General features: G+C 68.6%; 24 protein-coding genes and 3 pseudogenes. 24 read left to right on the plus strand and 3 right to left on the minus strand.

The genetic code is table 11. The features are described 5' to 3' along the window. Positions 1-29 precede the first annotated feature (29 nt). The 21 genes and pseudogenes from mraZ (at position 30) to G6N55_RS00880 (ending at position 22,933) form a co-directional block, all read left to right on the plus strand. On the plus strand, positions 30-461 hold the full coding sequence (gene mraZ / locus G6N55_RS00780; RefSeq protein WP_085220458.1) for a division/cell wall cluster transcriptional repressor MraZ: 432 nt from the start codon (positions 30-32) through the stop codon (positions 459-461). After that, positions 436-1,638 carry a 16S rRNA (cytosine(1402)-N(4))-methyltransferase RsmH gene (rsmH, locus tag G6N55_RS00785; RefSeq protein WP_169718476.1) on the plus strand — a complete coding sequence of 401 codons (1,203 nt, stop codon included), beginning with the start codon at positions 436-438 and terminating at the stop codon, positions 1,636-1,638. Before mraZ ends, rsmH begins: the two co-directional genes overlap by 26 nt. Then, a complete protein-coding gene (locus G6N55_RS00790; RefSeq protein WP_085220457.1) occupies positions 1,635-2,915 on the plus strand; it encodes a hypothetical protein in 1,281 nt (426 codons plus the stop codon). Before rsmH ends, G6N55_RS00790 begins: the two co-directional genes overlap by 4 nt. Then, complete coding sequence (locus G6N55_RS00795) at positions 2,912-4,951, plus strand: peptidoglycan D,D-transpeptidase FtsI family protein (RefSeq protein ID WP_085220456.1); 2,040 nt, start codon at positions 2,912-2,914, stop codon at positions 4,949-4,951. Before G6N55_RS00790 ends, G6N55_RS00795 begins: the two co-directional genes overlap by 4 nt. A 198-nt stretch (positions 4,952-5,149) precedes the next feature. Beyond that, positions 5,150-5,575: pseudogene (locus G6N55_RS00800) on the plus strand (sulfite exporter TauE/SafE family protein); the annotation flags it as partial. 88 nt (positions 5,576-5,663) lie between these two features. Next, on the plus strand, positions 5,664-6,299 hold the full coding sequence (locus G6N55_RS00805) for a TetR/AcrR family transcriptional regulator (protein ID WP_179968108.1): 636 nt from the start codon (positions 5,664-5,666) through the stop codon (positions 6,297-6,299). Positions 6,300-6,315: 16 nt separating this feature from the next. Beyond that, a pseudogene (locus tag G6N55_RS00810) lies at positions 6,316-7,874 on the plus strand (UDP-N-acetylmuramoyl-L-alanyl-D-glutamate--2,6-diaminopimelate ligase). Next, the gene (locus G6N55_RS00815) at positions 7,871-9,418 is read left to right on the plus strand and encodes a UDP-N-acetylmuramoyl-tripeptide--D-alanyl-D-alanine ligase (protein ID WP_085220453.1); all 1,548 of its coding nucleotides are present in this window, start codon (positions 7,871-7,873) and stop codon (positions 9,416-9,418) included. The pseudogene G6N55_RS00810 and the gene G6N55_RS00815 overlap by 4 nt, the downstream one beginning before the upstream one ends. Further along, positions 9,415-10,494: a phospho-N-acetylmuramoyl-pentapeptide-transferase gene (gene mraY, locus G6N55_RS00820; protein ID WP_085220452.1), complete on the plus strand. Its 1,080-nt coding sequence runs from the start codon at positions 9,415-9,417 to the stop codon at positions 10,492-10,494. The genes G6N55_RS00815 and mraY overlap by 4 nt, the downstream gene beginning before the upstream one ends. A 1-nt stretch (position 10,495) precedes the next feature. Beyond that, complete coding sequence (murD, locus tag G6N55_RS00825) at positions 10,496-11,944, plus strand: UDP-N-acetylmuramoyl-L-alanine--D-glutamate ligase (RefSeq protein WP_085220451.1); 1,449 nt, start codon at positions 10,496-10,498, stop codon at positions 11,942-11,944. Between the two features lie 156 nt (positions 11,945-12,100). Next, complete coding sequence (ftsW, locus tag G6N55_RS00830; protein WP_085220605.1) at positions 12,101-13,702, plus strand: putative lipid II flippase FtsW; 1,602 nt, start codon at positions 12,101-12,103, stop codon at positions 13,700-13,702. Continuing rightward, a complete protein-coding gene (gene murG, locus G6N55_RS00835; protein WP_085220450.1) occupies positions 13,699-14,916 on the plus strand; it encodes an undecaprenyldiphospho-muramoylpentapeptide beta-N-acetylglucosaminyltransferase in 1,218 nt (405 codons plus the stop codon). Before ftsW ends, murG begins: the two co-directional genes overlap by 4 nt. Before the next feature lie 35 nt (positions 14,917-14,951). Further along, entirely contained in the window at positions 14,952-16,379 is a 1,428-nt protein-coding gene (gene murC / locus G6N55_RS00840; protein WP_232079014.1) for a UDP-N-acetylmuramate--L-alanine ligase, read from the plus strand. Next, positions 16,376-17,362, plus strand: a complete 987-nt coding sequence (locus tag G6N55_RS00845) for a cell division protein FtsQ/DivIB (RefSeq protein WP_085220448.1) — start codon at positions 16,376-16,378, stop codon at positions 17,360-17,362. The genes murC and G6N55_RS00845 overlap by 4 nt, the downstream gene beginning before the upstream one ends. Before the next feature lie 222 nt (positions 17,363-17,584). After that, entirely contained in the window at positions 17,585-18,745 is a 1,161-nt protein-coding gene (gene ftsZ, locus G6N55_RS00850; RefSeq protein ID WP_085220603.1) for a cell division protein FtsZ, read from the plus strand. Positions 18,746-18,816: 71 nt separating this feature from the next. Then, entirely contained in the window at positions 18,817-19,524 is a 708-nt protein-coding gene (gene pgeF, locus G6N55_RS00855; RefSeq protein ID WP_085220447.1) for a peptidoglycan editing factor PgeF, read from the plus strand. After that, positions 19,521-20,330, plus strand: coding sequence for a YggS family pyridoxal phosphate-dependent enzyme (locus G6N55_RS00860; protein WP_372517606.1), 810 nt, complete (start codon positions 19,521-19,523; stop codon positions 20,328-20,330). Before pgeF ends, G6N55_RS00860 begins: the two co-directional genes overlap by 4 nt. 68 nt (positions 20,331-20,398) lie before the next feature. Continuing rightward, positions 20,399-21,040 (plus strand): cell division protein SepF, encoded by a 642-nt coding sequence (locus tag G6N55_RS00865; RefSeq protein ID WP_085220446.1) that lies wholly within the window; start codon positions 20,399-20,401, stop codon positions 21,038-21,040. A 155-nt stretch (positions 21,041-21,195) separates the two neighbouring features. Continuing rightward, positions 21,196-21,486 carry a YggT family protein gene (locus tag G6N55_RS00870; protein ID WP_007170773.1) on the plus strand — a complete coding sequence of 97 codons (291 nt, stop codon included), beginning with the start codon at positions 21,196-21,198 and terminating at the stop codon, positions 21,484-21,486. 248 nt (positions 21,487-21,734) lie between these two features. Beyond that, positions 21,735-22,535, plus strand: a complete 801-nt coding sequence (wag31, locus tag G6N55_RS00875) for a DivIVA-like cell division protein Wag31 (protein WP_085220445.1) — start codon at positions 21,735-21,737, stop codon at positions 22,533-22,535. An 83-nt stretch (positions 22,536-22,618) separates the two neighbouring features. Continuing rightward, positions 22,619-22,933, plus strand: coding sequence for a hypothetical protein (locus tag G6N55_RS00880; RefSeq protein ID WP_085220444.1), 315 nt, complete (start codon positions 22,619-22,621; stop codon positions 22,931-22,933). Positions 22,934-22,935: 2 nt separating this feature from the next. On the opposite strand, the pseudogene G6N55_RS00885 reads toward G6N55_RS00880, so the two are convergent. Next, positions 22,936-23,613, minus strand: a pseudogene (locus tag G6N55_RS00885) (phosphoribosyltransferase); the annotation flags it as partial. A 112-nt stretch (positions 23,614-23,725) separates the two neighbouring features. On the opposite strand from G6N55_RS00885, the gene G6N55_RS00890 reads away from it, so the two are divergent. After that, positions 23,726-25,099 (plus strand): FAD-dependent oxidoreductase, encoded by a 1,374-nt coding sequence (locus G6N55_RS00890; protein ID WP_232078885.1) that lies wholly within the window; start codon positions 23,726-23,728, stop codon positions 25,097-25,099. A gap of 95 nt (positions 25,100-25,194) precedes the next feature. Here G6N55_RS00890 and G6N55_RS00895 read toward each other — a convergent pair whose 3' ends face one another. Next, positions 25,195-25,407 (minus strand): hypothetical protein, encoded by a 213-nt coding sequence (locus G6N55_RS00895; RefSeq protein ID WP_085220441.1) that lies wholly within the window; start codon positions 25,405-25,407, stop codon positions 25,195-25,197. Between the two features lie 102 nt (positions 25,408-25,509). Between G6N55_RS00895 and G6N55_RS00900 the strand changes: the two genes are divergently transcribed. Continuing rightward, positions 25,510-25,821, plus strand: coding sequence for a MerR family transcriptional regulator (locus G6N55_RS00900; protein ID WP_085220440.1), 312 nt, complete (start codon positions 25,510-25,512; stop codon positions 25,819-25,821). Positions 25,822-25,856: 35 nt separating this feature from the next. Next, the gene (locus G6N55_RS00905) at positions 25,857-26,069 is read left to right on the plus strand and encodes a hypothetical protein (RefSeq protein WP_085220439.1); all 213 of its coding nucleotides are present in this window, start codon (positions 25,857-25,859) and stop codon (positions 26,067-26,069) included. Here G6N55_RS00905 and G6N55_RS00910 read toward each other — a convergent pair. Next, on the minus strand, positions 26,066-26,380 hold the full coding sequence (locus tag G6N55_RS00910) for an ANTAR domain-containing protein (protein ID WP_139826681.1): 315 nt from the start codon (positions 26,378-26,380) through the stop codon (positions 26,066-26,068). The genes G6N55_RS00905 and G6N55_RS00910 overlap by 4 nt on opposite strands. Between the last annotated feature and the right edge of the window lie 143 nt (positions 26,381-26,523).

Raw genomic sequence — 26,523 nt, forward strand, 5'->3', positions numbered from 1 at the left:
GCAAGCCGGTCTTCGCAGGAGGTGAGCAGGTGTTTCTCGGCACCTACACGCCCAAGCTCGACGACAAGGGGCGACTGACGTTGCCCGCCAAGTTTCGTGACGCACTGGCAGGGGGGTTGATGGTCACCAAGAGCCAAGATCACAGCCTCGCCGTCTACCCGCGGGCGGAATTCGAGGAGCTGGCCCGCCGGGCGAGCAAGACCTCTCGCAGCAACCCGGAAGCCAGGGCGTTCCTGCGCAATCTGGCCGCCGGCACCGATGAGCAGCACCCCGACGCCCAGGGCCGCATCACCCTGTCGGCCGACCACCGTCGCTACGCGAACCTATCCAAGGACTGCGTGGTGATCGGAGCGGTCGACTACCTGGAAATCTGGGATGCCCAGGCCTGGCAGGACTACCAGCAAGCACACGAAGAGAACTTCTCCGCGGCCAGCGATGAAGCACTCGGCGACATCATCTGAGGCGCATGCCCGTGCATCGTGGCCTCTGCCCGAACCGACCCTGGCGTACTTCCCCAACGCCAGGTTCGTAACTTCGGACAGGGACCTCGGTGCAGGGGCGCGTCTTTCCACTGCCCATCGTTGCGATGTGTTCTTGAAGGCGCGGGGAGGTGTTGCGGTGGCCGACAAGGACTTCGGGCATGTGCCCGTGCTGCTGGAGCGATGCGTCGAACTGCTCGCCCCGGCGCTGACCCGCCACCAGCCCGACGGCTCCGGCGCGGTGCTCGTCGACGCCACGCTTGGCGCGGGCGGGCACGCGCAACGATTCTTGACCGAACTTCCGGGCCTGCGGTTGATCGGGCTCGACCGCGATCCCAGCGCCCTGGACACCGCCGGCGCCCGGCTCGCGCCGTTCGCCGACCGAATCACCCTGGTGCACACCCGGTATGACGGCATCGACGAAGCCCTGGCCGAATCCGGCTACGCCGCAAACGAATCGATCGACGGGGTGTTGTTCGATCTGGGCGTCTCCTCGATGCAGCTCGACCGGGCCGAGCGGGGGTTCGCGTATGCCCAGGACGCGCCGCTGGACATGCGGATGGATCCGTCGTCGCCGCTGACCGCGGCCGACATCGTGAACACCTACGACGAGGCCGAGCTGGCGAACATCCTGCACCGCTACGGCGAGGAGCGATTCGCTCGCCGCATCGCCACCCACATCGTCCGGCAGCGGGCCAGCGCCCCGTTCACCTCGACGGCCGAGTTGGTGGCCCTGCTGTACCAGGCGATTCCGGCTGCGGCCCGGCGTACCGGCGGGCATCCGGCCAAGCGCACCTTCCAGGCGCTGCGGATCGCGGTCAACGACGAGCTGGACACGCTGCGCCGGGCCATCCCGGCCGCACTGGATGCCCTCACCGTGGCCGGTCGCATCGTGGTGATGGCCTACCAGTCGCTGGAAGACCGGATCGTCAAGCGCGAGTTCGCCGACGCGGTGGCCTCCCGCACGCCGGTGGACCTCCCGTTCGAGCTGCCCGGCCGCGGCCCGCGATTCAAATCGCTGACCCGCGGTGCCGAGCGCGCCGACGCCGACGAAATCGAACGTAACCCTCGCAGCACCGCCGTGCGACTACGGGCCTTGCAACGGCTGGAATCCGAGGGACAACCACAGCGGCGGGTGACCAAGAAGGGCGACTCATGAAAGCGAAAGCCAAGCGCGAGACGCCAAAGCGCCGGGGCGGCAGCGACCGTCGCGGTGGGCGTGACGTCGCGGCCCGCAAGCCCCGGCGCAACGCGGCGGACTCGACGGCGCGGCGCACCCGGCCGGCGCAGGGTTCGACGGCCGGGCGCGAGGCGCGGGTATCGAAATCCGGCCCGCAAACCAGCCCCCATGCGCGCCCGGTCGAGCGCAAGGCTCGCCCCAAGAACAGCGGGCAGGCCAAGGCGCGCGCCAAGGCACGGAAGGCAAAGGCGCCCAAGGTTATTCGGCCCCGGCTGACCGAACGGATTGCCATCCGGCTGGCCTCGATCGATCTACGGCCACAGACTCTGCTGGCCAAGGTTCCGTTTGTCGTGCTGATCATCGGCGCGCTTGGCCTCGGGCTGGCGCTCACGCTGTGGTTGTCCACCGATTCCGCCGAGCGCTCCTACCAGTTGAGCCACGCTCGCGAGAAGACCCGGATGCTGCAACAGCAGAAGGAGGCGCTGGAACGCGACGTGCGCGAGGCGGAGGCCGCGCCGGCGCTGGCCGAGGCGGCCCGCAAGCAGGGCATGATCCCGACGCGCGACACCGCTCACCTGGTCCAGGATCCGTCGGGTAGCTGGGTGGTCGTGGGCACGCCCAAGCCCGCCGACGGCGTTCCGCCGCCGCCGCTGAACACCAAGCTGCCCGACGAAGGCTCGCAGCTGCCCCCGAAACCGGCGGCGGTGCCGCCGGAAGTTTCGGTTCGCGTGCAGCCGGATCCCGGTGCGGTTCTGGTGCCGGGCAGGGCCGGTGGGCCCGAAGCGCTGCTGCGCGCCCCGGACGGCTCGACCACGGTGGGTGGCCAGCATCTGCCGCCGGCCGCACCGCTGGTGCCCGGCGCGCCGGGTGCGCCCGGTGCCCCGGTTGGCGGGCAATTTCCGGGTATGCTGCCGACGCCGGGGTTGCCGGCACAAGGACTGCCGACCCTAGGACTTCCTACGCAAGCACTGCCGACACAAGGACTTCCGGCACAGGCGCTGCCGGGTCAGGGGCTGCCCACGCCGGGCCTACCGATGCCGGGGCTGCCCGCGCCCGCGGCCGCTGCGGCGCCCGCCGAAGTACCGATACCGGTTGGCGGACTGCCTCTTTCGGTACCGGCGCCGCTGCCTGCCGAAGTGCCGGTTCCGGTGCAACTGGCGCCGCAGGCCGGTGCTCCGGTCGCACCCGCGTTCGCACCCACTAACGGCGCGCCGTTCGCGCCGCCCGGCGCCGCATTGCCAGGGCCCGCCCGGTGAGTCGCGGCGACGACGGCCGGACACGGCGGTCGGGACCCACGCGGGGTCCGCGTAAACCGCAGGGAGTCAAGGACGTCCGGCAACCGAACCACGCTCGGAAGTCGGAGAAGGCGCAAAACGGACGAAATGCGGAGGAGCCGAAGGGATTCCGCAAGGCCAAGAAATCCGACGAGGCCGCACTTGGCCACTCGGCCCGCGAGCGGCGCACCCGGCAGGTCGTCGAGACCGGTACCCGCGGCGCGTCGTTCGTCTTCCGGCATCGCGCCGGCAACCTGGTCATCTTGGCGCTGACGCTGGTCGCGGCCGCCCAGCTGTTCGTCCTGCAGGTGACCAACGCGCCCAAACTGCGGGCTCAGGCCGCCGGCCAGCTCAAGGTCACCGACGTCTCGAAAGCCGTCCGTGGCAGCATCGTTGACCGCAACAACCAGCAATTGGCGTTCACCATCGAGTCGCGGGCCCTGACGTTTCAGCCGAAGAGGATCCGCCAGCAATTGGAAGAGGCCAAGAAGAAGAACCCGGCCGCTCCCGATCCGCAGGCCCGGCTGCGGGATATCGCCAAAGAGGTTTCCAGCCGGCTGAACAACAAGCCGGACTACGCGACCGTGCTGAAGAAGCTGCAAACCGACGACAATTTCACCTATTTGGCGCGTGCCGTGGACCCGGCCGTCGCCAGCGCGATCTCGGACAAGTACCCCGAGGTCGGCTCCGAGCGCCAAGATCTGCGTCAGTACCCGGGCGGATCGCTGGCGGCCAACATCGTCGGCGGTATCGACTGGGACGGTCATGGCCTGCTCGGACTCGAGGACAGCATGGACTCCGTGTTGTCGGGAACCGACGGCTCGGTCACCTACGACCGCGGCTCGGACGGCGTGGTCATTCCGGGCAGCTACCGCAACCGGCACAAGGCGGTCAACGGTTCGACCGTCCAGCTCACCATCGACGACGACATCCAGTTCTACGTGCAGCAGCAGGTCCAGCAGGCCAAGAATATGTCTGGGGCGCACAACGTTTCGGCCGTCGTCCTGGATGCCAAGACCGGTGACGTGCTGGCCATGGCCAACGACAACACTTTCGACCCGGCCCAGGACATCGGACGTCAGGGCGATCGGCAGCTGGGCAATCTCTCGGTGTCCTCGCCGTTCGAGCCGGGCTCGGTGAACAAGATCGTCACCGCGTCCTCGGTCATCGAATACGGCCTGTCGAATCCCGACGAGGTGCTGCAGGTTCCGGGGTCCATCAACATGGGTGGTGTCACCATTCACGACGCGTGGGACCACGGCGTGATGCCGTACACCACCACCGGCGTGTTCGGGAAATCGTCGAACGTCGGAACGCTGATGCTGGCTCAACGCGTTGGCCCGGAACGTTTTTACGACATGGTCCGCAAGTTCGGGCTGGGGCAGCGCACCAATGTCGGGCTGCCCGGTGAGAGCGCCGGGCTGGTGCCGCCGATCGACCAGTGGTCGGGCAGCACGTTCTCCAACCTGCCCATCGGCCAAGGTCTTTCGATGACCCTGTTGCAGATGACCGACATGTACCAGACGATCGCCAACGACGGGGTGCGGATTCCGCCGCGAATCATCAAGGCCACCATCGCTTCCGACGGCACCCGGACCGAAGAAGCGCGCCCGGAAGGTGTTCGGGTGGTTTCGCCGCAGACCGCGCAGACCGTGCGCCAAATGCTGCGTGCTGTCGTGCAACACGACCCGATGGGCTACCAGCAGGGCACCGGTCCCGCGGCCGCGGTGCCCGGCTACCAGATGGCCGGCAAGACGGGTACCGCTCAGCAGATCAACCCGGGCTGCGGCTGCTACTTCGACAACGTCTACTGGATCACCTTCGCCGGGATGGCCACCGTCGACAACCCGCGCTACGTGATCGGCATCATGATGGACAACCCGGACCGCAACGCGGACGGTACGCCCGGGCACTCGGCGGCTCCGCTGTTCCACAACATCGCGGGCTGGTTGATGCAGCGTGAGAACGTCCCGCTGTCACCCGACCCCGGCCCGCCGCTCACTCTGCAGGTCACTTAGCACATCCAAAGTCAGTGCTATCGGCGCTGATTCGCGAGCGGGGTAGCGTCGGCCCCGATAGCGTCTAGGGTTCCGACGCGCGAGCGTGACTGGTCCGAGCGACGCCACCGCAGCCCCCGACGGGATGCGGTCATCTGAACGGACAAAAGCCTGGAGGATCTCCGGCGGCGCGCCTCGCGCCGTCGAGAAGGTCCGCGCATGTTCGCTCTCACGGTTCTGTTCCTCGTTGCCCTGGCCGCCGGCGCGCTCGGTGGCTTGGTCGGCACCGGATCGTCGCTGGTGCTGTTGCCGATCTTGGTGACGATGTACGGATCACGAATCGCGGTGCCCGTCATGGGCATTGCGGCCGTGATGGCCAACGTCGGCCGGGTCGCGGCCTGGTGGCGCGAGATTCAATGGCGTCCCGTGCTCGTCTACGCCGTGCCGGGCACCCCCGCGGCGGTGCTCGGTGCACACACGCTGCTGACCATCTCCCAGACGATCGTCGACGCCGCGCTGGGCATCTTCTTCCTCGCGATGGTGCCGGTGCGACGGATCGTGGCCGCCCGGCAATGGCGGGTGCGACTGTGGCAACTGGCGGTCGCGGGCACGATCGTCGGCTTTCTCACCGGGTTGATCCTGTCGGACACGAGAATGCGCATCGGACTAATCCCTTCAATTTTAAGATACGTCTTGTGCCCTAGAAACATGGGTCTTGGCGTTAGGAAACGCAATGTCTCTTAACCGCAATGTCGCGCCGCAGCGGCGGCGGGGCCGTGCCCTGGAAGAGGCGCTGCTCTGCGCCGCGTGGGAGGAGCTGACCGAACGCGGCTACGACGACTTCACCATCGACGGTGCGGCCGCACGGGCCGGCACCAGTCGTGCGGTGCTGTACCGGCGTTGGTCGAGCAAGCAGGAGTTGGTGATCGCCGCACTGGCCCATGCGGCGGGCAAAGACGTGGTGGTCGCCCCGGACACGGGAAGCCTGCGTGGCGACGTGATCGGCCTGCTGCAGCAGGCCAATAAGGTCAGGATCGGGTTGGCCGCCCAGGTATTTATCCAGCTCGGCAGCCTCTACCAAGAAACCGGCACCGGCCTGGCCGGTCTCAGCGCTTACGTCCGGGGCGGCCGGGACTCCGCCATGGAGGAGGCGATCCAGCGCGCCGTCGATCGCGGCGAGATCGAGCGCGAACGCGTCACCGAACGCATCGGACGGCTACCCGCGGACCTGTGGCGTCACGAAATCCTGACGACGTTGCAACCGCTGCCTGACGAAGCCATCGAAGAGATCGTCGACACCATCTTTCTGCCGCTGGTGGGCGCGCGGACGCCCGCGGGGAGGACCGCACCCGCGGACCCGGCTCGATAGGGTGTCATGGCTGATCATGACGATCTCGCGGCGTCCCAGGGAGGTGTGAGCGAAGTGCAGGTGTCCGCGGAGCTGCGCCCTAGCAGGGGTGCGGGCGTGCGACTGGCTGCACTGGCCGCTCAGGTGGGTGCGGTGCTGTCCGGCGACGGCGCCGTCCCGGACCTGCCGATCACCGGCGTGACGCTGCGTGCCCAGGAGGTGCAGCCCGGCGACCTGTTCGCCGGGCTGCCCGGCTCGACGACCCACGGTGCCCGTTATGCCGCAGACGCGATCGGGCGCGGTGCCGTCGCTGTGCTGACCGACGCCGCGGGCGTAGCCGAGATGGGCGCCCCGTCGGTGCCGACTCTGGTGCATCCCGAGCCGCGCGGCGTGCTCGGCGGGCTGGCCGCCACGGTGTACGCAAACCCGTCCGACCGGGTGACGGTGGTCGGCATCACCGGCACCTCCGGCAAAACCACCACCACCTATCTGGTCGAGTCGGGTCTGCGCGCCGGCGGCCACACCGCCGGGCTGATCGGCACCATCGGCGTCCGCATCGACGGCGCCGACATCCCCAGCGCCCTGACCACTCCGGAGGCCCCCGCGCTGCAAGCGATGCTGGCCGCGATGGCCGAGCGCGGAGTAGACACCGTCGTGATGGAGGTCTCCAGTCACGCGCTGACACTGGGCCGGGTCGACGGAACCCGTTTCGCGGTGGGCGGTTTCACCAACCTGTCCCGCGACCACCTGGACTTTCACCCCACCATGGCCGACTACTTCGAAGCCAAAGCGGTGCTGTTCGACCCGAATTCGCCGCTGCGCGCGACAAAGGCCGTGGTGTGCGTCGACGACGACGCCGGGCGCGCGATGGCCGAGCGGGCCGCGGATCCGATCACGGTCAGCGCCACCGGCCAACCGGCGCACTGGCGCGCGACGGACGTGACGCCGCTGGGGGCCGGGGGCCAGGAGTTCACCGCCGTGGACCCCAGCGGCGGTCAACACCGTATCGGCATCCGGCTCACCGGCGCCTACAACGTCGCGAATTGCCTTGTGGCACTGGCCATTCTCGATGCGGTTGGGGTCTCCCCGGAGCAGGCTCAAGACGGGTTGCTGAACACCCGGGTTCCGGGGCGGTTGGAAGAAATCGACCGCGGCCAGGATTTCCTGGCTCTTGTCGACTACGCCCACAAGCCGGGCGCATTGCGGGCGGTGTTGACCACCCTGCTGCGTCCCGGGCGGCGGCTGGCGGTGGTATTCGGCGCCGGTGGCGATCGTGACCCGGGCAAGCGGGGGCCGATGGGCGCCGTCGCCGCCGAACTGGCCGACCTGGTCGTCGTCACCGACGACAACCCGCGCCGCGAGGACCCCGCTGCGATCCGGCGCGAAATCCTCACCGGAGCAGCCGGATCCACGGCGGAGGTCGTCGAGATCGGCGACCGGCGCGAGGCGATCAGGCATGCGGTCGGCTGGGCCCGCCCCGGCGACGTGGTGCTGATCGCTGGCAAGGGCCACGAAACCGGGCAGCGCACCGGCGATGTGGTGCGCCCGTTCGACGATCGCGTCGAACTCGCGCACGCCTTGGAAGACCGCGCATGATCGACCTCACCGTGGCGCGGATCGCCGAGATCGTCGGCGGCACCCTGGCCGACATCTCGCCGCAGGACGCCGCGGAAGTGCACGTCACCGGGACCGTCGAATTCGACTCCCGGGCCGTCGGCCCCGGCGGGCTGTTCCTGGCGTTGCCGGGCGCACGCTCGGACGGACACGACCACGCCGCCTCGGCGGTCGAGGCCGGTGCGGTGGTGGTGCTGGCCGCGCGGCCGGTCGGGGTACCGGCCATTGTGGTCGCCCCCGAGGTTGCTTCGGAGTCGCGGGCCGGGGTGCTCGAGCACGACCCCGACGGTTCGGGTGCGGCCGTGCTGGGCGCGCTGGCGAAACTGGCCAAGGCGGTGGCCGAGGAGCTGGTGGCCGGCGGGCTGACCATCATCGGGATCACCGGCTCGTCGGGCAAGACGTCGACCAAAGACCTAGTGGCCGCGCTGCTCGAACCGCTGGGTGAGGTGGTGGCCCCGCCGGGATCGTTCAACAACGAGCTGGGTCATCCCTGGACGGTGCTGCGCGCGACGCGGCGCACCGACTACCTGGTTTTGGAGATGTCGGCACGCCATCCCGGCAACATCGCCGCACTGGCGCGGATCGCCCCGCCCGCGATCGGCGTGGTGCTCAACGTGGGCACCGCGCATCTCGGCGAGTTCGGCTCGCGTGAGGCGATTGCGCGCACTAAATCCGAACTGCCACAAGCGGTTCCATCCTCCGGCGTGGTCATCCTGAACGTCGACGACCCGTCGGTGGCGGCGATGGCGCACGTCACCTCGGGATGGGTGGTTCGGGTCAGCCGGTCCAGCGAGACCGATTCGGGACCCAGCGACGTCTGGGCCGAAGGCGTGTCGCTGGACGAATTGGCCAGGCCGCGATTTACCCTGCACGCGATGGACGCGCGAGGCGCTCTCGAAGCCGAGGTACACCTCGGCGTGTACGGCGAACACCAGGTCACCAACGCGCTGTGTGCCAGCGCGGTCGCCCTGCAGTGCGGCGCCGGCGTCGAGCAGGTCGCCGCCTCGCTGGGCGCGGCCGGCCCGGTGTCGCGGCATCGGATGCAGGTGACCAACCGGGCCGACGGGGTGATCGTCATCGACGACGCCTACAACGCCAACCCCGACTCGATGCGGGCCGGACTGCAAGCGCTGGCTCAGATCGCCCGCGGTGGCCCGACCCAGCGGCGCAGCTGGGCGGTGCTGGGTGAGATGGGCGAGCTCGGCGACGACGCGATAACCGAGCACGATGGCATCGGCCGGCTGGCGGTGCGCTTAGATGTGTCTCGACTTGTTGTCGTGGGAATGGGAAGGTTGGTAACCGCCATGCACCACGCTGCGGTCATGGAGGGCTCGTGGGGCGCCTCTGGAGATAGAGGGGCCGTGCAGGTGGCCGACGGCGACGCCGCCCTCGAGTTGTTGCGGGCCGAACTACAACCCGGCGACGTGGTCCTGGTGAAGGCGTCGAACGCCGCCGGACTCGGCGCTCTGGCCGAGGCGCTGGCCGCCGAGGGGCCGGCAGGCTCGCACGGCGGGGCCCGCCCGTGAGGCAGATCCTCGTCGCCGTCGCGATCGCCCTGACCGTCTCGATTCTGCTGACCCCGGCGCTGATCCGGCTGTTCACCAAGCAGGGATTCGGTCACCAGATCCGCGAGGACGGCCCGCCGAGTCACCACACCAAGCGCGGCACCCCGTCGATGGGCGGCGTGGCGATCGTGGCGGGCATCTGGGCCGGCTACCTGGGCACCCACCTGGCCGGACTGGCGTTCGACGGCGAGGGGGTCTCCGCGTCGGGTCTGCTGGTGCTGGGTCTGGCCACCGTGCTGGGCGGCGTCGGCTTCCTCGACGACCTGATCAAGATCCGCAGATCACGCAACCTGGGGCTGAACAAGACGGCCAAGACGGTCGGTCAGATCGTGGCCGCGGTGCTGTTCGGGGTGCTGGTTCTGCAGTTCCACAACGCCAACGGTTTGACGCCGGCCAGCGCTGATCTGTCCTATGTGCGTGAAATCGCCACCGTCACACTGGCTCCCGGACTTTTCGTGCTGTTCTGCGTGCTCGTCGTCAGCGCTTGGTCCAACGCGGTCAACTTCACCGATGGCCTCGACGGGCTGGCCGCGGGCTGCATGGCGATGGTCACCGGTGCCTACGTGCTGATCACCTTCTGGCAGTACCGCAACGCGTGCGCCACGGCGCCGGGCCTGGGCTGCTACAACGTGCGCGACCCGCTGGACCTGGCCCTCGTGGCCGCCGCGACCGCGGGTGCCTGCATCGGCTTTTTGTGGTGGAATGCCGCGCCCGCCAAGATCTTCATGGGCGACACCGGTTCGCTGGCGCTGGGCGGCATCATCGCCGGTTTGTCGGTGGCCAGCCGGACCGAGCTGCTCGCGGTGGTGCTGGGTTCGCTGTTCGTCGCCGAGGTCGTCTCGGTGGTGCTGCAGATCCTGGCCTTCCGGACCACCGGGCGCCGGGTGTTCCGGATGGCGCCCTTCCACCATCATTTCGAGTTGAGTGGCTGGGCCGAGACCACGGTGATCATCCGCCTCTGGCTGCTCACCGCGATCGCCTGCGGCCTGGGTGTGGCGCTGTTCTACGGTGAATGGCTTGCCACGGTCGGCGCGTGACATGTCCGGGCTCGAACCACTCGTGGCGGGTGCGCCCGTCCTGATCGCCGGCGCCCGGGTGACCGGCCGGGCGATCCTGGGTGCGCTGTCCCGGTTCGGCGCCGTGGCCACGCTGTGCGACGACGATCCGGCCATGCTGGGGCCGTACGCCGAAAGCGGTGTTCCGACAGTCGATCCCGCGACGGCGGTGGCGCGGATCGGCGAGTATGCGCTGGTGGTGACCAGCCCCGGATTCCAGCCGACGGCACCGGTGCTGGCCGCCGCCGCGGCGGCGGGCGTACCGATCTGGGGCGACGTGGAGCTGGCCTGGCGCCTCGACGCCGCAGGGTGCTACGGGACGCCGCGCCGCTGGCTGGTCGTGACCGGCACCAACGGAAAGACCACGACGACGTCGATGCTGCATGCCATGTTGATCGCCGGCGGGCGGCGCAGCCTGCTGTGCGGCAACATCGGCGACCCGGTGCTCGACGTCCTGGACCAGCCGGCCGACCTGCTGGCCGTCGAACTGTCGAGTTTCCAACTGTTTTGGGCGCCGTCGCTACGGCCCGAGGCGGGTGTCGTGCTCAACATCGCCGAGGACCACCTGGACTGGCACAGCTCGATGGCCGAGTACACCGCGGCCAAGGCCCGAGTGCTGGCTGGCCGGGTCGCGGTGGTCGGGCTGGACGACAGCCGGGCCGCCGCACTGTTGAGCACCGCGGCGGCGCCGGTACGGGCGGGTTTCCGGCTGGGCGAGCCGGCCACCGGCGAGCTCGGTGTGCGCGACGGTCAGCTGGTCGACCGCGCGTTTGCCGACGACCTGGCCCTGCTGCCGGCCGCGTCCATCCCGGTGCCGGGCCCGGTCGGCGTGCTCGACACCCTGGCCGCGGCGGCGCTGGCCCGCAGCGTCGGCGTGCCCGCCGACGCGATCGCCGAGGCCATCTCGACGTTTCAGCCGGGCCGGCATCGCAGCGAGGTCGTCGCGGTGGCCGACGGGATCCGGTACGTCGACGATTCGAAGGCGACCAACCCGCACGCCGCCGAGGCGTCGGTGCTGGCCTACCCGCGGGTGGTGTGGGTGGCCGGCGGTTTGCTCAAGGGCGCGTCGCTGGATGCCGAGGTCGGCAGAATCGCGTCTCGGCTGGTCGGCGCGGTGCTCATCGGCAGGGACCGCCAAGAGGTTGCCGAGGCGTTATCGCGACACGCGCCCGATGTCCCCGTCGTCCAGGTTGTGACAGGCGAGGATGCTGGTATGCATGCGACTGCTGATACTAAAGTGACAAAAGTTGACAGTGTGGGGGATAGTCTCGGCGCTCGCGTGATGACCGCTGCTGTGGCGGCGGCTCGTGATTTGGCACAGTCGGGCGACACGGTGTTGCTGGCACCGGCGGGGGCGTCGTTTGACCAGTTCAGCAGCTACGCCGACCGTGGTGACGCATTCGCGGCCGCCGTACGCGCGGCGCTGCGGTAGGCGGGTGTGGGCAACGCGCTGACCCGGCGCCTACGCCGGGGCAAGAAGAAGACCGAGGCCCCGCCGGCCCCGCGGGTCGAGGCGGCGGATTCCGTCGTGGAAGATGCCGCGACAGACACCGCGACCGACACCGATGCCGAGGCGCCGACGGACGCGATGGACGCCGAGGCGCCCGATGCCGCTGGCGTCTCCGAGACTTCCGACACTCCCGAGGCGGATGGGGCACCCCCGGCAAAGCCGGCAAAAGCACAGGTCAAAGATCCGGAGCACACGCCGCGCGCCCGGTTCGGCGCCTGGCTGAACCGGCCCATGACGTCGTTTCACCTGATCGTGGCGATTGCCGGGTTGCTGACCACGCTGGGCCTGACCATGGTGTTGTCGGCGTCGGGCGTGCGGTCCTACGGCGACGACGGGTCGGCGTGGGTGATCTTCGGCAAGCAGGTGTTGTGGACGGTCGTCGGGGTCGTCGGGGCCTATGTCTCGATGCGGCTGCCGGTGCGGTTCATCCGGCGGGTGGCCTTCCCGGGCTATGTCGTCACGATCATCCTGCTGGTGCTGGTGCTGGTTCCCGGCATCGGAAACCTCGCGAACGGCTCGCGGAAGTGGTTCGTCGTCGCGGGCTTCTCGATGCAGCCCTCCGAGCTGGCCAAAATCGCGTTCGCCATCTGGGGTGCGCACCTGCTGGCGTCGCGGCGCGTGGAGCGGGCCTCGTTGCGCGAGATGCTGATTCCGCTGGTTCCGGCGGCCGTCATCGCGCTGGGGCTGATCGTGGCCCAGCCCGACCTCGGGCAGACGGTGTCGATGGGCATCATCCTGCTGGCCCTGCTGTGGTACGCCGGGTTGCCGCTGCGGGTCTTCGGGACGTCGCTGCTCGCGGTGTTCATGGCCGGCGCGGTGCTGGCGATGTCCGCCGGCTACCGGTCGGACCGGGTGCGCTCGTGGATCAACCCCGAGAACGACCCGCAGGACACCGGCTACCAGGCCCGTCAGGCCAAATTCGCGCTGGCCCACGGCGGCATCTTCGGCGACGGCCTCGGCCAGGGCACCGCCAAGTGGAACTACCTGCCCAATGCGCACAACGACTTCATCTTCGCGATCATCGGCGAGGAGCTGGGCTTCATCGGCGCCTTCGGGCTGCTGGCGCTGTTCGGGTTGTTCGCCTACACCGGGATGCGGATCGCGCGCCGCTCGGCCGACCCGTTCCTGCGGTTGCTGACCGCCACCACGACGATGTGGATCCTCGGGCAGGCCTTCATCAACGTCGGCTACGTGATTGGCGTGCTGCCGGTGACCGGCCTGCAGCTACCGCTGATATCTGCCGGCGGAACATCCACGGCCGCAACGCTTTTCATGATCGGCATCATGTGCAACGCGGCACGACATGAGCCCGAGGCGGTGGCCGCGCTGCGTGCCGGGCGCGACGACAAGATGAACCGGCTGCTGCGGCTGCCGCTGCCCGAGCCGTACTCGCCGACCCGCCTCGAGTCATTCCGCGACCGCAAGAAGGCGCAGCCGCGGCCGCCGCGGCCGCCCGCCCCGGGACGCGCCCGCAAGGCCCCTGCCCGGAAAGCTGAGCCACCCGCCCGCAAGGGCGCCCGTCAGCCCGAGCCGCCACTGCGGCCGGTTTTCCCGCGGACAGCCGCCCGCGCGGAACCCCGCTCAAGGCATCATGGATCTGATCAGCGCTACCCCAGACAGGGAGCCGGTCAGCGTCGGACTCGGCGCGCTCGCGCATTGGAAGGTCAGCGTTACGGGTGAACCACACCATCAAGGAGCCGGCCGGCGGGCAGGGGGTTAGTCCCTCGCCCGCCGGTGCCGCATCATCGGCCCGGGCGCCCCTGTCGGTCGTGCTGGCCGGTGGCGGCACCGCCGGCCACGTGGAACCCGCGATGGCCGTCGCCGACGCCCTGCGCGCGCTGGATCCGCAGGTCCGGATCACCGCGCTGGGCACCGCGCGCGGACTCGAGACCAGGCTGGTGCCCGAACGCGGCTACCACCTGGAGCTGATCACCCCAGTGCCGCTGCCGCGCAAACCCAGCGGTGACCTGGCCCGGCTCCCACCGCGGGTGTGGCGCGCCGTGCGCGAGACCCGCGCGGTGCTCGACGTCGTCGACGCCGACGTGGTGGTGGGCTTCGGCGGCTACGTGGCCCTGCCGGCCTACCTCGCGGCCCGCGGTTTCCCGGGGCTCCGCCGCCGTATCCCGGTGGTCATTCACGAGGCCAACGCCCGCGCCGGGCTGGCGAATCGGGTCGGCGCCCGGTCGGCGGACCGGGTGCTGTCCGCGGTGCCGGAGTCCGGGCTGCGGCACGCCGAGGTGGTCGGGGTGCCGGTGCGCGCCACCATCACCACACTGGACCGCGCGGCGCTGCGGGCGCAGGCGCGCAAGCACTTCGGCTTCGCCGACGACGCGAGGGTGTTGCTGGTGTTCGGCGGTTCGCAGGGCGCGGTCTCGCTCAACCGCGCGGTGGCGGCGGCCGCCGCCGACCTGGCCGCCGCGGGCGTGTCCGTCCTGCACGCGCACGGGCCGAAGAACACCCTCGAGCTGCGCGAACCGCAAGCCGGCGATCCGCCGTACCGGGCGGTGCCGTACCTGGACCGGATGGACCTGGCCTATGCGGCCGCCGACCTGGCCATCTGCCGGTCCGGGGCGATGACGGTCGCCGAGGTGTCGGCCGTCGGCCTGCCGGCCATCTACGTTCCGCTCCCGATCGGCAACGGTGAGCAGCGACTCAACGCGCTGCCGGTGGTGAACGCCGGCGGTGGCATGGTCGTGCCCGACGCCGTCCTGACGCCGGACCTGGTGGCCCGGGAGGTGAGCGGGCTGCTGACCGACCCGCCGCGACTGGCGGCGATGACCGCGGCCGCCGCCCGGGTGGGGCATCGGGACGCGGCGCTGCAGGTCGCCGAGGCGGCCCTGGACATCGCGCGACAAGCACGTGATAGGGGGCCGGCAGCCGGGGGGTCGCGGTGACCGACCAGTTGCCGCCCGAACTGCACCGGGTGCACATGGTGGGCATCGGGGGAGCCGGAATGTCGGGCATCGCCCGCATCCTGCTGGATCGGGGCGCGCAGGTATCCGGGTCCGACGCCAAGGAGTCGCGCGGCGTGCACGCATTACGCGCCCGGGGCGCACTGATCAACATCGGACACGACCCGTCGTCGCTGGACCTGCTGCCCGGCGGACCGACCGCGGTGATCACCACCCACGCCGCCATCCCGAAGACGAACCCGGAGCTGGTCGAGGCCCGCCGCCGCGGCATTCCGGTGCTGTTGCGGCCGACCGTGCTGGCCAAACTGATGAACGGGCGCACCACGCTGATGGTCACCGGCACCCACGGCAAGACCACGACGACGTCGATGCTGATCGTGGCGCTGCAGCACTGCGGGGGTGACCCGTCGTTCGCGGTCGGCGGGGACCTCGGCGAGGCGGGCACCAACGCCCACCACGGCAGCGGGGACTGCTTCGTCGCCGAGGCCGACGAAAGCGACGGCTCGCTGCTCGAGTACACGCCCGACGTCGCGGTGGTCACCAATATCGAGACCGATCACCTGGATTTCTACGGCAGCGCCGACGCCTATGTCGGGGTCTTCGACGCGTTCGTCGAGCGGCTGGCCCCGGGCGGGGCGCTGGTGGTGTGCACCGACGACCCGGGCTCGGCGGCGCTGGCACGGCGCAGCAGCGAACTGGGAATCCGGGTGCTGCGCTACGGGTCCGGCCCGCAGGGGGAGCCCGGCCAAGAGCTGGCCGGCACGCTGCTGTCCTGGGAGCAGCAGGGCACCGGGGCCGTCGCCCACGTCCAGCTGGGTGACGAGCCGGTGCGGGCGATGCGGCTGTCGGTGCCCGGACGGCACATGGCGCTCAACGCGCTCGGCGCGTTGCTGGCCGCGATCGAGGTCGGCGCCCCGACCGACGAGGTGCTCGACGGGCTGGCCGGTTTCGAGGGCGTGCGTCGCCGCTTCGAGCTGGTCGCAGCTGTGGGGTCGGTGCGGGTGTTCGACGACTACGCCCACCATCCGACTGAGATCAGTGCGACGCTGGCCGCGGTCCGCACGGTCGTCGAGCAGGGCGGCGAGGGCCGCTCGCTGGTGGTGTTTCAGCCCCATTTATATTCGCGGACAAAGGCTTTCGCTGCGGAGTTCGGTCGCGCGCTGGACGCCGCCGACGAGGTGTTCGTCCTCGACGTGTACGGCGCCCGCGAACAGCCGCTGGCCGGTGTCAGCGGGGCCAGCGTCGTCGAGCACGTCAGCGTGCCGGCGCGCTACCTGGCGGACTTCTCCGCGGTCGCCGAGCAGGTCGCCGCGGCCGCCGGCCCCGGGGACGTGATCGTGACGATGGGCGCCGGCGACGTGACGCTGCTGGGCGCCGAGATCGTCAACGCGCTGCGGGCGCGGGCCAATCGCAGCGCGCCCGGCGCGCCCGGGGTATTGCGATGACCGAGCCCAACGACACCACACCCACCGAACTGGTCGCCGACTCGGCGGCCACCCCGGGTGACCCCAACCCGTCCGTCCGCCCTGCTGAGTCGGCCGAGAACGCGATCACCGAACCGATCCCCGTCGAACACCCGCAAGGCGCTGAACCCGAGGACGAACCAGCCGAATTCGAGGGGCCACGCCGCCGGGCCCGCCGCGAACGGGCCGAGCGCCGCGCGGCGCAGGAACGGGCGACCGCGATCGAGGAAGCGCGCCGCGAAGCCAAGCGCCGGGCCAGTGGACGCGTCGTCAATCAGCCGAAACCCGCTGCGCGCGGCGTCGTCCGGGGCCTGAAGATGCTGCTCGCGACGGTGCTGCTGATCATCGTCGGGGTCGGGCTGGCGCTGATTCTCTACTTCACGCCGGTGATGTCGGCGCGCAACATCGTGGTCACCGGCACCGGCGCGGTAACCCGCGAAGAGGTCCTCGACGCGGCGCAGGTGCGGGTCGGCACACCGCTATTGCAGATCAACACCAACCAGGTCGCCGACCGGGTGGCCGCGATCCGCCGGGTGGCCAGCGCCCGGGTGCAGCGCCAGTACCCGTCCGCGCTGCGGATCACGATCGTCGAGCGAGTTCCGGTGGTAGTGAAGGACTTTGCCGACGGGCCGCACCTGTTCGACCGCGACGGCGTCGACTTCGCGACCGGCCCGCCGCCACCGGCGCTGCCGTACATCGACGTCGCCAACCCCGGGCCGACCGACCCCACGACCAAGGCCGCGCTGCAGGTGCTGCTGGCGCTGCGCCCCGAGGTCGCGGGCCAGGTGGGCCGGATCGCCGCGCCGTCGCTGGCCTCGATCACCCTCACGCTCGGCGACGGGCGCGTGGTGATTTGGGGGACCACCGACCGCACCGATGAGAAGGCCGAAAAGCTCGCCGCCCTGCTCACGCAGCCGGGCAAGACCTACGACGTGTCCAGCCCGGATTTGCCCACCGTCAAGTAGCGACGCGTGTTCCGGGCACGGTAAACGCCGAAAAATTGACCAAAATTTGCGCGCGGCGCGTCGGCGCGCCTGCGGGGTTAGCGCGCGTAGTACCCATACCGTTCTGGTTGCGCGGAACTACTTGACATAACTCTAACTCTATGGTTGAGGTTGAGAGTTTGCCAGGGGAACCGCCACTGTACCGGTAAGAACCGAATCCCCACCAGGGAGGAAGACGAGATGATGACCCCCCCGCACAATTACCTCGCCGTCATCAAGGTTGTGGGTATCGGTGGCGGCGGCGTCAACGCCGTCAACCGGATGATCGAACAGGGCCTCAAGGGCGTTGAGTTCATCGCGATCAACACCGATGCGCAGGCCCTGTTGATGAGCGATGCCGACGTCAAGCTCGACGTGGGCCGCGACTCCACCCGCGGATTGGGCGCCGGCGCCGATCCCGAGGTCGGGCGCAAGGCCGCCGAGGACGCCAAAGACGAGATCGAAGAACTGCTGCGCGGTGCCGACATGGTGTTCGTCACCGCCGGTGAAGGCGGCGGAACCGGTACCGGCGGGGCACCCGTCGTCGCCAGCATCGCGCGCAAGCTGGGCGCGTTGACCGTCGGCGTGGTCACCCGGCCGTTCTCGTTCGAAGGCAAGCGGCGCAGCAACCAGGCCGAAAACGGCATCAACTCGCTGCGCGAGAGCTGCGACACCCTGATCGTGATCCCCAACGATCGACTGCTGCAGATGGGCGATGCCGCGGTGTCGCTGATGGACGCGTTCCGCAGCGCCGACGAGGTGCTGCTCAACGGCGTCCAGGGCATCACCGACCTGATCACCACGCCCGGTCTGATCAACGTGGACTTCGCCGACGTCAAGGGCATCATGTCCGGTGCGGGCACCGCGCTGATGGGCATCGGATCCGCACGCGGAGAAGGCCGTTCGCTCAAGGCCGCCGAGATCGCCATCAACTCGCCGCTGCTGGAAGCCTCGATGGAGGGCGCCCAGGGCGTGCTGATGTCGATCGCCGGCGGCAGCGACCTGGGCCTGTTCGAGATCAACGAGGCGGCCTCGCTGGTGCAGGACGCCGCCCACCAAGACGCCAACATCATCTTCGGCACCGTGATCGACGACTCGCTGGGCGACGAGGTGCGCGTCACCGTCATCGCGGCGGGCTTCGACGCGGCGGGGTCGGGACGCAAACCCGTGATCGGCGCGGGTGCCGACAAGGGGGAGAAGGTCGGCGGTGCGCACCGGATCGAGTCGGCGAAGGCGGGCAAGCTCACCTCGACGCTGTTCGAGCCGGTCGACGCCGTCAGCGTGCCGGTACACACCAATGGCGCGACGCTGAGTATCGGTGGCGATGACGACGACGTCGATGTGCCGCCATTCATGCGCCGCTGAGAACGGGCATGCGCACCCGGCCACCCGACGGGGACGGCCGGCGGGCAACGAAATCTCCGGATACTGGTCCTGTGAGCGTTCGCATCCGGCGAGTGACGACCACCCGCGCGGGCGGCGTCTCGAAGCCGCCCTTCGATACCTTCAACCTCGGCGACCATGTCGGTGACGATCCCGCGGCGGTGGCCGCCAATCGCGCCCGGCTGGCTCGCGGCATTGGGCTGGGAGCACACCGGGTGGTGTGGATGAACCAGGTGCACGGCGATCGGGTTGAGGTCGTCGACAAGCCGCGCGATACCGCGTTCGACGACACCGACGCCGTGGTGACCCGTACGGCCCGGCTGGCGCTGGCGGTGGTGACGGCCGACTGCGTGCCGGTGCTGCTGGCCGACGCGCGCGCCGGGGTGGCCGCGGCGATCCACGCCGGGCGCGTCGGCGCGCAGCGGGGAGTGGTGGCTCGCACGGTCGAGACGATGCTGAAGCTGGGCGCCCAAGCCGGCGACATCTCGGCGCTGCTCGGGCCGGCGGTCAGCGGGCGCAACTACGAGGTGCCCGCGGCAATGGCCGACGAGGTCGAGGCGGCGCTGCCCGGCAGCCGCACCACCACCGCCAAAGGAACGCCCGGCCTCGACCTTCGAGCCGGAATCGCTTGCCAGCTAAAGGATTTGGGCGTCACCTCGATCGACATCGACCCGCGCTGCACGCTGGACGACCCCGCCCTGTTCAGTCATCGCCGGGACGCCCCGACCGGGCGGCTGGCGTCACTGGTCTGGATGGAGTGACCGCCATGGCGGTTGGAATGTCGGACTCGGGGTCGAGTCAGGGCAACCGCGAAACTGAATTGACTCATGCGTTGGCGGCAGTGCGTTCGCGACTAGCGGTGGCAGCGGAAGCCGCGGGTCGCAATGTCAGCGAAATTGAACTACTCCCAATTACCAAATTCTTTCCGGCATCCGATGTCGCGATTTTGTCGCGATTGGGTTGTCGGTCGGTAGGTGAATCTCGGGAACAAGAAGCGGCGGCAAAGGTGGCGGAACTCACTCGCATGGCGGGGTCTTCGGTGGCTTCCGGGCGGCGTCAGGATTGGCGAGAGTTGCACTGGCACATGGTGGGACAGATTCAGCGCAAGAAGGCACGGTCGCTGGCCGGCTGGGCGCACACCGCCCATTCGGTCGACAGCCCGCAACTGGTAGCGGCTCTGGAACGGGCGGTTACGGCGACGTTGGCCGAGGGTGGACGCCAGCACCCGCTGCGCGTCTACGTTCAGGTCAGCCTGGACGGTGATGTCTCGCGCGGCGGCATCGACATCACCGCGCCCGGGCCCCTCGACCGGGTCTTGGCGCAGGTGCAGGAGTCGCAGGCCCTGGAACTGGTGGGGCTGATGGGCATTCCGCCGCTGCACGCGGACCCCGAAGCGGCCTTCGACCGGCTGCAATCCGAACACCGCCGGGTGCTCGAAGCCCACCCCAATGCGGTCGGTTTGTCCGCCGGGATGTCCAACGATTTCGAAATTGCCGTGAAACACGGTTCGACGTGTGTGCGTGTCGGTACCGCGCTATTGGGCCCGCGGAGGCTACCGTCACCGTGAATAGTCACTGTAGTCACACCTTCATCACAGACAACAAAAATCCCAGGGGCTAGAAGGGGTCGCACGCAATGAGCACACTGCACAAGGTCAAGGCCTATTTCGGTATGGCCCCAATGGACGACTACGAAGACGAGTACTACGACGACCGCGCACCCTCCCGCGGTTTCCCGCGTGCTCGCTTTGACGAGGGTTATGGCCGCGGCTATGACGGCCCCGACTATGACGACCCGCGCGGCGAGCCGGGCGACTACGCGCCTCCCGGTTACCGTGGCGGTTACGCGGACGAGCCGCCCCCGTTCCGCGGTCGCGAATTCGACCGCCCGGACATGGGCCGGCCGCGCCTCGGGTCGTGGCTGCGCAGCGGTTCCACTCGCGGCGCGCTGGCCATGGACCCGCGCCGGATGGCGATGATGTTCGAGGAAGGCCACCCGCTGTCGAAGATCACGACGCTGCGGCCCAAGGACTACAGCGAGGCCCGCACCATCGGTGAGCGGTTCCGCGACGGCACCCCGGTGATCATGGACCTGGTGTCGATGGACAACGCCGACGCCAAGCGGCTGGTCGACTTCGCGGCCGGGTTGGCGTTCGCCCTGCGTGGCTCGTTCGACAAGGTCGCAACCAAGGTGTTCCTGCTGTCGCCCGCCGACGTCGACGTCTCGCCGGAAGAGCGCCGCCGGATCGCCGAAACCGGCTTCTACGCATACCAATAACCACATCCGCCCCGCCAGGGCGCGGGGTCAGGCGTCAGGCACGCGTCCGCCGATGCGGCCCATCTGAGATGTCCCCTCAACGGTGAGTCGGTACTCTTGCGGTTGCCGGGCTATCGCGCGCGGTTTGACGTCTCATCGGTAAGGTCGGGCTCTCGTTGGTGCTGTTCTTTCAGATCCTTGGGTTTGCGCTGTTCATCTTTTGGCTGCTGCTCATCGCTCGGGTCGTCGTCGAGTTCATCCGGTCGTTCAGCCGTGACTGGCATCCCACCGGCATCACCGTGGTGATCCTGGAGATCATCATGTCGATCACCGATCCGCCGGTGAAACTGCTGCGTCGGCTGATCCCTCAACTCACCATCGGAGCGGTTCGCTTCGACCTTTCGATCATGGTGCTTCTACTCGTCGCCTTCATCGGCATGCAACTCGCTTTCGGCGCCGCGGCGTGAGCCGCGTTATGTGTCGGGGCCTCTAAGCGACGGTTTGGCCACGGATCGGCCTCGGTTTGATGTGCGCGATTTGCAAATTCTAAGGATTGAGATTTTATGGCTCTTAGTGTTTGAAATTGGTTCTTATTTATTGGGCTAAACGGCAACCGCCGGGTCTGGTGTGACAGGATGGGCGGCAGTTGCACAACCGCTGCCACTCCGTTCTACACTTTCGAGAACGTTTGACGGGAACTTGAGGGGACGAAACAATGCCGCTTACACCAGCCGACGTCCACAATGTGGCGTTCAGTAAGCCGCCTATTGGCAAGCGCGGTTACAACGAGGACGAGGTCGACGCGTTCCTCGACCTGGTGGAAAACGAGCTGACACGGCTGATTGAAGAGAACTCCGATCTGCGCCAGCGGGTCGAGGAACTCGACCGCGAATTGGCCGCCGGTGGCGGCGCCGCCGCTGCCGCCCCCGCTGCTCAGCCGGCCCCCGTTGCACCCGTCTTCGAGCCCGAGCCGGAACCCGTCAAGGCGGCGCCCGCGCCTGTTGCCGCGACCGGCACCAACGAGGAGCAAGCCCTGAAGGCGGCCCGGGTGCTGAGCCTGGCCCAGGACACCGCCGACCGGCTGACCAGTAGCGCGCAGGCCGAATCGGAGAAGCTGCTCTCCGACGCCCGCGCCAACGCCGACCAGATTCTCACCGAGGCCCGGCAGACCGCCGACGCCCAGGTCGCCGATGCCAAGCAGCGTTCCGAAGCGATGCTGGCCGACGCCCAAACCCGCTCCGAGGCGCAATTGCGGCAGGCCCAGGAGAAGGCCGACGCCCTGCAGGCCGACGCCGAGCGCAAGCACTCCGAGATCATGGGCACCATCAACCAGCAGCGCACCGTGCTGGAAGGCCGTCTCGAGCAGCTCCGCACCTTTGAACGCGAATACCGCACTCGGCTCAAGACCTACCTCGAGTCCCAGCTGGAGGAACTCGGCCAGCGCGGTTCGGCGGCTCCCGTCGACTCCAGCGCGGATGCCGGTGGGTTCGATCAATTCAATAGGGGTAGTAACTAGCCGGGAGTAATGCCGGACGTCTTGTTCGGCACACTGGTGTGCACTGGACCTGGCGGTCCCGCCCTGTGGCTGGAGGATGACCGATGCTGATTATTGCGCTGGTATTGGCCCTGATCGGGCTGGTGGCCCTGGTGTTCGCGGTTGTGACCAGCAACGAGCTGGTGGCCTGGGTGTGCATCGGCGCCAGCGTCCTGGGTGTGGTGCTGCTGATCGTCGACGCGCTGCGGGAGCGGCAGCGCCGCGACACGAGTGACGAAGCCCACGACGAGCAGCCGGCCGAAGACGCCGAAGCCGAGGCGGTCGACTACCCAGAGGAAGTCCCGGACGAGAACGCCGACAAGTCGGCCGACGACGAGACGGTCGCGGCGGAGACCCGCGGCGAGGACTCGGCCAAGTAATTTCAGCGCGTCGGCGTATTCAGCAGCTGACGTACCTCGTCGTCGCTGACTTGGTGAAAGTCGCCGTACACCTGCCCAACCGCTTCGAATCCCGGCGGCATCGTGATGCACACGACGTCGTCGGCCACGTGCGCGAGTTCACGGCAAGCCGACGGCGGTCCGACCGGAACCGCGACAACGATCGACTGCGGCCCGGCCGCCCGAATCGCCTGGACGGCGGCCAGCATGCTGGCGCCGGTGGCGATGCCGTCGTCGACCAGGATCACGATCTTGTCCCGCGGGTCGGCGATCGGGCGGCCACCCCGATACGCGTCCTCGCGCCGGGCCAGCTCCACCGTCTCGCTGTCGATGACCTCGCGCACCTGTTCGTCGGTGATCTGCAGGCTGGACACCACGTTGTCGTTCATCACGACACCGCCGCCGCTGGCCAGCGCGCCCATCGCGAGCTCCGACCAGCGCGGCACCCCGAGCTTGCGAACCAGGAACACATCCAGCGGGGCGTGCAACGCAGCGGCGATCTCCCAGGCGACCGGCAGGCCGCCGCGCGCCAGCCCGAGCACCAGCACGTTGTCCTTGTCGCGGTAGGCCATTAGCTGCTCCGCTAGGGCGCGACCGGCGACGCGGCGGTCGCGGAAGGTTCGCGTAGCCGTGCGGCGAAGGAAGCCGTTCCGTGGGTTCATGAGTTCGCCTTAGTTTACCCGCCTGGCCAGTCCTGATCGAATAGCTTGTGCATCAAAGGGATTGGCTTGGGCTAGACAGGCAAACATGCCCCGCCATCAATACACTGCTGACGTGACTTCACTCGAGGTGGATCTGGCGGTCATCGGTTTCGGAAAAGGCGGCAAAACATTGGCGGCCGCGCTGGGCAAGCGCGGCTGGCGGGTGGTGATGATCGAGCAGTCGCCGTTGATGTACGGCGGCACCTGCATCAACATCGGTTGCGTCCCTACGAAATCGATGGTGTTCCGTTCCGAGTACCTCGACGCGGCCACCACCCACCCGGATCGTTACCGCGAGGCCGTTGCGGCCACCGCACACTTGACCGCGTCATTGCGCGACATCAACTACGCGACGCTCGATCGAATCGACACGGTGACGGTGTTGACCGGCCACGCGTCATTCAAAGATTCACATGCGCTGAGCGTCAAAACCGTTGACGGACAAGCCATTACCATAACTGCGCAATGGATCGTAGTCGGCACCGGTTCGCGTCCGGTGTTGCCGCCGGTTCCCGGATTGGCCGACGCGCCCGGTGTGTACACGAGTACGGATCTGCTCAGCACGGCGGAACTGCCGGGGCGGCTGACCGTGCTGGGCGGTGGCTATGTCGGCGTGGAATTCGCGGCCATGTACGCCGCCTACGGGTCGCGGGTCGCGCTCCTCGACCGTGGTCCGCGGGTGCTGGGCCGCGAGGACGACGACGTCGCCGACTGCGCCCGCGACATCCTCGTCGGGCGCGGCATCGACGTCGTCACCTCTGCGGCGGTCACCGCCGTGTCCGGCAACGGCGACGGCGGCTCGACCGTTTCCTACCGGGTCGGCGGCGTCGCGCACGATCTCGACACCGACGCCATCCTGGTGGCGCTGGGACGCGAGCCCGTCACCGACGGGCTCGACCTGGACGCGGCGGGCGTCGAGACGACGGACAGGGGCGCGATTGTCGTCGACGACCACCTGCGCAGCAGCCAGCCGCATATCTTCGCCGTCGGCGATGTCAACGGTGGACCGCAGTTCACCTACATCTCGCTGGACGACTACCGCGTCGTGCTCTCGCAGCTGGCCGGCGATGGCACCCGCAGCACCGCGACCCGCGCGGCGGTGCCCTACGCACTGTTCATGACGCCGCCGCTGGCCCGGGTCGGCCTCACCGAGAAGGCCGCCAGGGAGGCGCACGACGTCAAGGTCGCCACGATGCGGGTCGCCGACATGGCGACGATGCCTCGCGCGCGGATCGTCGACGAGGATGCCGGCCTGATGAAGGTCGTCGTCGATGCCGGCAGTGACACGATTCTGGGTGCGGCGCTGCTGTCTTACGACTCGCACGAAGTCATCAATACGGTGGCGCTGGCGATGCGGCACGGTATTACCGCCTCGGAGCTGCGGGATTCGATCTACACCCACCCGTCGATGACCGAGGGGTTCAACAGCCTGCTCGCGGTGCTCTAGTCGGCTCTCATCGTGGACGACGGACGACGCGTTCTGGATGAACGGCTCGAGCTCGTCGAGCCGGTCGGCACCGGATCCGGCGAACCCGTCCAGGCTCAGTGCGCCCACGCGGCCAAAGCTGTTGCTGGCCAGTTCATCTGATTCGACCCGACCATTGAAAGCCAATTGTGATCGGTTGGGTAGAAGTAGTGCGGCGAGAGGAACACCGCGAAGCCATGCGCGTTGGCGGCGGTGAAGATCTCGACGAGGTGCTCGACGGTTGTGTTCTCGGTGATGCCGGCTTGCCGGACGGCCCGGTTCTTGATCACTAGATCTATGGAAATCGACATAGGTTTTTTGCAGCACCAGATCTAGTTTCATGAAATCATGGATGTGGACCTGATGATTGGTGATGAATTGGAGCTGGTGCAGTGCCTGACGATTCTCTGGCGCGATCTGCGCGCGGCGTGTACGGCATCTCGGTGACCTCGGAGTTGACGGGGATTGATCCACAGACGCTGCGGCTCTACGAGCGGCGCGGACTGCTTACCCCGGCACGTACCGAGGGTGGGACGCGCCGCTACAGCCAGGACGATCTGGATCGCTTGGCGCGGATCGGTGAGCTCGTCGCCGAAGGCGTCAACATCGCTGGGATCGCCCAGATCTTGCACCTGGAACACCGCAACAGTGAACTGGAAGCCGACAATAGCGACCTCAAGTCCGAAAACGCTCGACTGCGCTAGTACGAGCCGACCGCCGGAAGGAGGACGGTCAACCAATGACGATCTACTTCGACGACAATCCGCTTGCCGATGACGTTCCCGTCGCCGACGCGGCCGAACAGCGCCGGCCCGCCGACGTGTCCGCCGAGGCCAGAGAACTCGACACCCGTTGCCTCGCCAACCTTGTGCACCGCGACGCCAACCCGTCCGATGTGATCGACCAAGCCATCATCGTGCCGTTCCCCGACGACGACCCCATGGTGTTCTAGGCGCCGGCAACGCCATCGTGTTCGCCGCCAACTTCCGCGCGGCGGGCGCCGTCCAACAAGTGTCCCCACGCGGCGCGGGCGGCGCTGAACGCGGCATCCTCCCCATTCTGGGAGGGCTCGTCTTGGGCGATCGCCACCAGCGCATCGGCCAGACTCAAAGCACCCACGTTGTGCGCCCGCGCGGTCTCCACGATCTCGACAAACGCCTGATTTGATGTGCAGCCGCGAAGCGCAATGAGCATGCCTTCCGCGGTGTCAAGGATTCGCGCACCCGCCCGGCGAGGATCCCGCAACCGGCCAGACACGTTCACGTCGCACACACCTCCTGTGCTCGATCGGTACCTAATTTTCCCCGGACATAACTTATGAACACAGATACATATTTTCTAAGCTATAGCGGAGAGCGTCGGCGTCGTCAACCAAACCGGGGGCACGGCCCGGTGGCGCCCGCGCG

The sequence above is a fragment of the Mycobacterium florentinum genome (assembly GCF_010730355.1).
GTDB lineage: Bacteria > Actinomycetota > Actinomycetes > Mycobacteriales > Mycobacteriaceae > Mycobacterium > Mycobacterium florentinum.